The sequence below is a fragment of the Pseudomonas sp. WOUb67 genome, from assembly GCF_050058005.1.
Classification (GTDB): domain Bacteria; phylum Pseudomonadota; class Gammaproteobacteria; order Pseudomonadales; family Pseudomonadaceae; genus Aquipseudomonas; species Aquipseudomonas putida_R.
Genome location: NZ_CP170112.1, coordinates 528,445 through 534,835, shown reverse-complemented (window position 1 = coordinate 534,835; position 6,391 = coordinate 528,445). Strand labels below are relative to the sequence as shown.

Genomic DNA, 6,391 nt, shown 5'->3' with positions numbered 1-6,391 from the left:
TGCGCTAGCGGGCTGCTCTGCAGCCCAATTGCCTATCACTGGTTGACACGGGTCCTTTGTAGGAGCGGCCTTGTGTCGCGATCGGGCCGCGCAGCGGCCCCACGGTTTCAGCAGCAATGCCGAGATCGCCGGGGCCGCTGTGCGGCCCGATCGCGACACAAGGCCGCTCCTACAGGGATCGCGTTAGTCAGGCAGGGCCATTACCGGCTCTTTCCCGCAACCCCCACCACAGCGCATACTCTTGCGCCGGGCCTGCGCGCCCGGCGATCTTTGCCTATGCTGCTGTCTACCAACAAGGAATCAACGTGACGAGGGACACCGCCATGTTCTACGTGCAACGCGACGCCACCGGCCAGTTGCTGCGGGTAGAGGCAGCCGCTTTTGACGAGTTCACCGAAATGCTCCCCGCAGACCATGCCGAGATCCAGGAGTGGTTTGCCGACGACGTCGTGGAAAACAGCCTCAACCAGCTCAAGCAAAGCGACCTGGACATGATCCGCGTGCTTGAGGACCTGATCGATGTGCTGACCGCCAAGGGCGTGTTCAAGATCACTGACCTGCCCCCGGGTGCCCAGGCCAAACTGCTCAACCGCTCTACGGCGCGCAAGGCGCTCAGCAGCTTGAACAACCTGATCGATGAAGAAGAGCAGGGCGGGCTTATCTGATCGCAGGGCAGCAGATCTCAGTGATATCTATATTCCTTAAAGGTATTTAAAATATATCCATTATGACTTTATAGTCACTCTCACTGCGTACCCGTCGACCCATCGATGTGCCGCACGACTTGAACCCACACGGGAAATCCCCGTGCGTTTCTGATCGTTGCGCGCCATTGAAGTCGCGCACTGCGTGGGAGTGATAAATGTCAGCCGCCTCGAACGCCTTGTCGACCATCGACAGCGCCCAGCCGCAAGTTTTCGAAATCCGCCCGTTCTCCGGTGCCGTCGGCGCCGAGATCATCGGCCTGGACCTGGCCAAACCGGTCAACGCCAAGGATTTCGCCCGTATCCATCGCGCCCACCTCGACCACCATGTGCTGGTGTTCCGCGACCAGCGCATCAGCCCGGAACAGCAGATTGCCTTCAGCCGCCGCTTTGGTGAGTTGCAGATCCATGTGCTCAAGCAGTTCCTGCTTACAGGCCATCCCGAGATCCTGATCGTCTCCAACATCATCGAAAACGGCCAGAACATCGGCCTGGGTGATGCTGGCAAGTTCTGGCACTCCGACCTGTCGTACAAAGCGCTGCCCAGCCTCGGTTCCATGCTGCATGCCCAAGAGCTGCCCAGCGAAGGCGGCGATACGCTGTTCGCCGACATGCACAAAGCCTGGGACGCCGTACCCGACGCCCTGCGCAAAATCGTCGAGGGCCGCAGTGCTGCCCACTCCTACACCGCCCGTTACGCCGAAACCAAATTCGAAGGCAACTGGCGCCCGAACCTGACCGCCGAGCAATTGGCTCAGGTACAGGAAGTTATCCACCCGGTGGTCCGCACCCACCCGGAAAACGGCCGCAAGGCGCTGTTTGTCAGTGAAGGCTTCACCACCCGCATCGTCGGCCTGCCAGACGATGAAAGCCGCGACGTGCTGCAACAGCTGTACGCACTGAGCGTGCTGGAGCAGAACATCTACCGCCACCAATGGCAGCCCCACGACCTGGTGTTCTGGGACAACCGCTCGTTGATTCACCTGGCCGCCGGCTGCCCCGCACACCTGCGACGCAAGCTGTACCGCACCACCATCCAGGGCGACGCCCCGTTCTGACGACTGAGGACATCATCATGCGCAAATCCATCAGCCGCCTGGCGGCAAGCATCGGCCTGGGCGCAAGCCTGGTCGTTGGCAGCCTGGCTGCCCCCGCAGTGGCCCAGGCCGAAGGCAAGATTCGCATTGCCGAACAGTTCGGTATCGTTTACCTGCTGCTGAACGTGGTACGTGACCAGCACCTGATCGAAAAGCACGGCAAGGAGCAGGGCATCGACATCGAAGTCGACTGGGCCCAGCTGTCGGGTGGCTCGGCCATCAACGACGCACTGCTGTCCGGTTCGGTAGACATCGCCGGCGCGGGTGTCGGCCCGCTGCTTACGGTGTGGGACCGCACCAAGGGTCGGCAGAACGTGAAGGCCGTGGCCTCGCTGGGCAACTTCCCGTACTACCTGGTCAGCAGCAACCCCAACGTGAAGACCATTGCCGACATCTCCAACAAAGACCGCATCGCCGTGCCAGCGGTCGGTGTTTCGGTGCAGTCGCGCTTCCTGCAGTACGCCGCCGCCCAGCAGTGGGGCGACAAGGAATACAACCGCCTCGACAAATACACCCTCGCCGTACCGCACCCCGATGCCACTGCCGCGCTGCTGGCCGGCGGTACCGAGCTGAACGGGCACTTCTCCAACCCGCCGTTCCAGGACCAGGTACTGGCCAACAAGGACGTGCACGTGGTGCTCAACAGCTACGACCTGCTCGGCCCCAACTCGCCGACCTTGCTGTTCGCCACCGAAAAATTCCGCAAGGACAACCCTAAAACCTACAAGGCCTTCGTAGACGCCCTGGCCGAAGCCGCAGACTTCGCCCAGAAAGACAAGGCAGCTGCCGCCGACACCTACATCCGCGTGACCAAGGCCAAGATCGACCGCGACGCGTTGATCAAGTTGATCGACAACCCGCAGTACGAATTCACCGTCACGCCAAAGAACACCTACAAGCTGGCCGATTTTCTCTATCGGGTAGGCGCCATCAAGCACAAGCCGGAATCGTGGAAGGACTACTTCTTCCAGGATGAACGCCCGCTGCAAGGGAGCTGATCGATCATGACCGCCCCATTGCCAGGCCACACGGCCAGCAACCTGAGCCGTGTCGCAACGCCGCCTTTGCTCAAGGTGGACAACCTCAGCCTCGAATACCGCACCGCGCAACGCGTGGTGCGGGCCACCCACCAGGTCAGCTTCGAAGTCGACCGTGCCGACCGCTTTGTGCTGCTTGGCCCCTCAGGCTGCGGCAAGTCCACCTTGCTCAAGGCCGTCGCCGGTTTCATCCAGCCCCAGGAAGGGCAGATTCTGCTGCAGGGCCAGGCGGTCCGTGGCCCAGGCCCCGATCGCATCGTGGTGTTCCAGGAGTTCGACCAGCTGCCGCCGTGGAAAACGGTAAAGCAGAACGTCATGTTCCCGCTGCTGGTGTCGGGCCAGCTCAAGCGCGCCGAAGCCGAAGAACGGGCGCTGCATTACCTGGAGAAGGTCGGCCTGGCTGCCTTTGCCGATGCCTATCCGCACACCTTGTCGGGCGGCATGAAGGCACGCGTGGCGATTGCCCGGGCCTTGGCCACACAGCCAAAGATCCTGTTGATGGATGAGCCGTTCGCCGCCCTGGATGCGCTGACCCGGCGCAAGATGCAGGAGGAGCTGTTGCTGCTGTGGGAAGAAGTGCGGTTCACCCTGCTGTTCGTGACCCACTCCATCGAGGAAGCGCTGGTGGTCGGCAACCGCATCCTGCTGCTGTCGCCGCACCCGGGGCGGGTGCGGGCTGAAGTGCACAGCCATCAGTACGACCTGGGCAGCCTGGGTGGCAGCGACTTCCAGGCCAGTGCCCGGCGTATCCACCGTCTGCTGTTTGACGAGGCGGATACCCCGCAACAGCCTGACGAGCTTGGCTTCAACGATATTCGCATCGCCTACTGACAGGAGCTTCAGCCATGACCACTACACCTGTACGCCAGGAATACGAGGTGCAGCTGGAGCCCCTGCTCAGTGTGCCTCTGGAACGACAACTGCCGTTGGCCCAGCGCCTGTGGCAGCAAGGCTGGCTGCGCAAGGCGGTTATCCTGCTGGTGATCGCCGTGCTGTGGGAGGCCGTCGCCCGCTATCAGGACAACGACCTGCTGTTGCCAGGCTTTTTGCAAACCGCCGCCGCCCTGTGGGACGGCATGATCAGTGGCGAACTGCCGGCCAAGGTTGGCGTGTCGCTGGTGATCCTGCTCAAGGGTTATGTACTGGGCATCGTCCTGGCCTTCGGCCTGACCAGCCTGGCGGTTTCGACCCAGCTGGGCCGCGACCTGCTGGGCACGTTGACCTCGATGTTCAACCCGCTGCCGGCCATTGCCCTGCTGCCGCTGGCCTTGCTGTGGTTCGGGCTGGGCGACAACAGCCTGATCTTCGTGCTGGTGCATTCGGTGCTGTGGGCCTTGGCGCTGAATACCTACGCGGGCTTTCTCGGCGTCTCGGAAACACTGCGCATGGCGGGCCGCAACTATGGCCTGAAAGGGCTGCGGCTGGTGCTGCACATCCTCGTGCCGGCGGCTTTGCCGTCGATCCTGTCGGGGCTGAAGATCGGCTGGGCCTTTGCCTGGCGCACCCTGATTGCCGCCGAACTGGTGTTTGGTGCCAGCAGCGGTAAAGGCGGTCTGGGCTGGTACATCTTCCAGAACCGTAACGAGCTGTATACCGACAAGGTATTTGCCGGGTTGGCGGTGGTGATCCTGATCGGTTTGCTGGTGGAAGGGTTGGTGTTCAACACCCTGGAGCGGCTGACCGTGCGGCGTTGGGGGATGCAGCGCTGACCTGTACCGGCCCTATCGCCGGCAAGCCAGCTCCCACAGGTACTCCACAGGTCTTGAGGTTTGTGGCTTTCCTGTGGGAGCTGGCTTGCCGGCGATAGGGCCAGTGCAGGCTATCAACTCAGGTACTGAGCTGCCGCATTGCTCAGGATCTTTCCAATCTCTTCCCTCAATCCCGCTGGCTGCTCCACCACCAACCCATCCCCATGGCTCAACAGCCACCAACGCAACGGCCAGCCGTCACTCACCGTGGCCCGCAACCGATGCCCGTGCTCCAGCGCCGTCAGCTGCATGTCGCTGCTCAACGGCGCATCGCGCAACTGCCGCGCCAGTGCATCGCTGATCCGCGCCACCAGCTCCACGCCCTCACCCTTCGCCGGTTGCAACGCATCCCCCCGCAGGTGCGTCAGCAAGTCGAAGTTACCGCGCAACTCGCCCACCGCGCTCGCTGACCAGTGCCAGCCGAACGGGATGCTCTTGTCATTGCGCTCCAGCGGGAAGATCAGCGACAGCTCATTGAGGTCGCGCTCGACGGTGCGTTTGCTGACCGTGAAGCCCACATCCCGCAGGCCCCAGACAAGCTCGGCGCTGGTAATGCCGGGTGAGCGGTTGGGCAGCTGGCGCAGCAGCGCCCACTGTCGGCTGAGGGTGGCGCGAGTGGTGGCGAACGGCAAAATGTAACGTCCTTGTCTAGGCTTGCCGCAACAGGATGGCGGCACGCGTGCTGTATGGCAATTGGCCACAGCCTGCTCAGATCAAGGAACTCGCATTTGGTTGCCGTGTGCCGATTCGTTCGCGACAGGTTTTGACGTGACGTCACGCAGAATCACGCCTCATCACAGCCGAAGGTTGGGGTTGTGCGTCGTTCAATGAGGATGAACATGTCTGCTGCCAGCAATATCCATTCGCTGCTTGCCCGCCTTCTTCCCGAGCGGGTCATTGCGCCACCGGCCCCGGTCGGGAGGCGACAGTGGCTGTTTGCCGGTGTGGGTCTGCCCAGCCAGCGCTCGATGCTGGTCAACCGCCTGGATGAGGCCAGCGACCTGCAGGCGGTGTATGCCGACCTGCGCCGCCAGGCGTTGCTGGGCAGCGTGGCGGCACTCAACGACCTCGGCTGGATCTGGCTCAACGGCAAGTACTGGCGTGCCGATACCGTGCTGGCCGGCCACCTGCTGCGCATGGCGGCCCTGCAAGGCAATGCCGCCGCCTGGTTCAACCTGGGGCAGCAGCATTACTTTGGCAAAGGCATCGACCCTTCCTACGTGCAGGCAGCGGAGTGCTACCGGCAGGCCTTCGAACGGGGCATGCTCCACGCGGCCGCGGCATTGGGTGACCTGTATGAGGAGGAGGTGTGCGATGGCGACCTGGACTGGCAGGTCGACCTGGTTCAGGCCTACCAGTGGTTCATGCGCGGGGCAGAGCGGGGTGAAGCACGCTGCCGTTTTGAGGTGGGTTACCGGCTGATGCACGGGCTGTATGTAGAAGCCGACCTCAAGGCCGCGCTGTACTGGCTGGAGCTGGCGGCAGCGGCGGGGGTGGTGCAGGCGGCAGAGGAGCTGGCGGTGTATTTCAGCAGCCGTGACGCGTTGCGTTACCAGGAGTGGCGGGACCGGGCGGTGCAGATGGGCAGCACACTGGCCTTGACCATGAAGCTGGAAGACCAGATTCAGTCTTGAGTTTTCTGTTGCCTGTGCCGGCCTCTTCGCGGGCGCGCCCGCTCCCACAGGTACACCGCAACCCTCAGGTTCTGCACGATCCCTGTGGGAGCGGGCGTGCCCGCGAAGAGGCCGGCACAGGCTAAAAAATGAACAACATTTAACCCGGCTATCCGTCACCCCCTGTTGACG

The 6,391-nt window shown here is 62.7% G+C and carries 7 protein-coding genes; 6 read left to right on the top strand and 1 reads right to left on the bottom strand.

Features of this window, described 5'->3' with window-relative positions; translation table 11 throughout:
- Positions 1-323: 323 nt before the first annotated feature.
- From ABOC32_RS02460 to ABOC32_RS02440, 5 genes are all read left to right on the top strand, one after another.
- Entirely contained in the window at positions 324-665 is a 342-nt protein-coding gene (locus ABOC32_RS02460; protein WP_023661418.1) for a hypothetical protein, read from the top strand.
- A 197-nt stretch (positions 666-862) separates the two neighbouring features.
- Complete coding sequence (locus tag ABOC32_RS02455) at positions 863-1,762, top strand: TauD/TfdA dioxygenase family protein (protein ID WP_426810036.1); 900 nt, start codon at positions 863-865, stop codon at positions 1,760-1,762.
- 17 nt (positions 1,763-1,779) lie between these two features.
- Positions 1,780-2,799, top strand: a complete 1,020-nt coding sequence (locus ABOC32_RS02450) for an ABC transporter substrate-binding protein (protein ID WP_086975894.1) — start codon at positions 1,780-1,782, stop codon at positions 2,797-2,799.
- Positions 2,800-2,805: 6 nt separating this feature from the next.
- Positions 2,806-3,669 carry an ABC transporter ATP-binding protein gene (locus tag ABOC32_RS02445; protein WP_086975897.1) on the top strand — a complete coding sequence of 288 codons (864 nt, stop codon included), beginning with the start codon at positions 2,806-2,808 and terminating at the stop codon, positions 3,667-3,669.
- Between the two features lie 14 nt (positions 3,670-3,683).
- Positions 3,684-4,547, top strand: a complete 864-nt coding sequence (locus ABOC32_RS02440) for an ABC transporter permease (protein ID WP_016497468.1) — start codon at positions 3,684-3,686, stop codon at positions 4,545-4,547.
- Positions 4,548-4,660: 113 nt separating this feature from the next.
- On the opposite strand, the gene ABOC32_RS02435 is transcribed toward ABOC32_RS02440, so the two are convergent.
- Entirely contained in the window at positions 4,661-5,218 is a 558-nt protein-coding gene (locus ABOC32_RS02435) for a WYL domain-containing protein (protein WP_426810035.1), read from the bottom strand.
- A gap of 207 nt (positions 5,219-5,425) precedes the next feature.
- On the opposite strand from ABOC32_RS02435, the gene ABOC32_RS02430 reads away from it, so the two are divergent.
- On the top strand, positions 5,426-6,220 hold the full coding sequence (locus tag ABOC32_RS02430) for a tetratricopeptide repeat protein (protein ID WP_426810034.1): 795 nt from the start codon (positions 5,426-5,428) through the stop codon (positions 6,218-6,220).
- The last annotated feature ends 171 nt before the right edge of the window (positions 6,221-6,391 follow it).

Coding starts and splice junctions, on each gene's coding strand:
- ABOC32_RS02430 (WP_426810034.1), top strand. CDS start 5,426: ATGTCTGCTGCCAGCAATATCCATTCGCTGCTTGCCCGCCTTCTTCCC.
- ABOC32_RS02460 (WP_023661418.1), top strand. CDS start 324: ATGTTCTACGTGCAACGCGACGCCACCGGCCAGTTGCTGCGGGTAGAG.
- ABOC32_RS02445 (WP_086975897.1), top strand. CDS start 2,806: ATGACCGCCCCATTGCCAGGCCACACGGCCAGCAACCTGAGCCGTGTC.
- ABOC32_RS02455 (WP_426810036.1), top strand. CDS start 863: ATGTCAGCCGCCTCGAACGCCTTGTCGACCATCGACAGCGCCCAGCCG.
- ABOC32_RS02450 (WP_086975894.1), top strand. CDS start 1,780: ATGCGCAAATCCATCAGCCGCCTGGCGGCAAGCATCGGCCTGGGCGCA.
- ABOC32_RS02440 (WP_016497468.1), top strand. CDS start 3,684: ATGACCACTACACCTGTACGCCAGGAATACGAGGTGCAGCTGGAGCCC.